At 53.6% G+C, this 422-nt stretch carries 1 protein-coding gene; it reads left to right on the plus strand.

Annotation, left to right across the window (positions count from 1 at the left end; genetic code table 11):
- Positions 1–58 precede the first annotated feature (58 nt).
- Positions 59–422 (plus strand): c-type cytochrome (locus BTA35_RS17050; RefSeq protein WP_238377638.1); only part of this gene is annotated, 364 nt, incomplete at its 3' end.

The raw sequence follows: 422 nt of genomic DNA on the forward strand, positions 1-422 counted from the left end.
CATCTGGGAAAAAGGCACCTTGCCTTTGGCAACAGATCCGTGATTAGAGGTGGTGAGAGTGAAACGCAGCGGGATGATCGCAGGTGCAATGGGCGTGCTATTTGGCGCGATTTTAAGCACATCAGTTCAAGCGGCAGCAATGTCAAAAGACGCTATTGCTGAACGTTTAAAGCCAGTAGGTGATGTTTGTCTGCAAGGGCAAGATTGTGGTGGTGCAGCTCCTGCGCCAGCAGCAGGTGGCGCTAAGTCTCCAGCTGATCTGTACGCATCTGCTTGTGCAGCTTGCCACAACACTGGCGCAGCGGGCGCACCGAAGAAAGGTGATGCGGCTGCTTGGGCACCACGTATCAAGCAAGGTAAAGACACGTTATACAACCACGCGATGAATGGCTTCAATGCGATGCCAGCACGTGGTGGTAACC

The sequence above is a fragment of the Oceanospirillum linum genome, from assembly GCF_001995095.2.
GTDB classification, from domain to species: Bacteria; Pseudomonadota; Gammaproteobacteria; order Pseudomonadales; family Halomonadaceae; genus Oceanospirillum; species Oceanospirillum linum.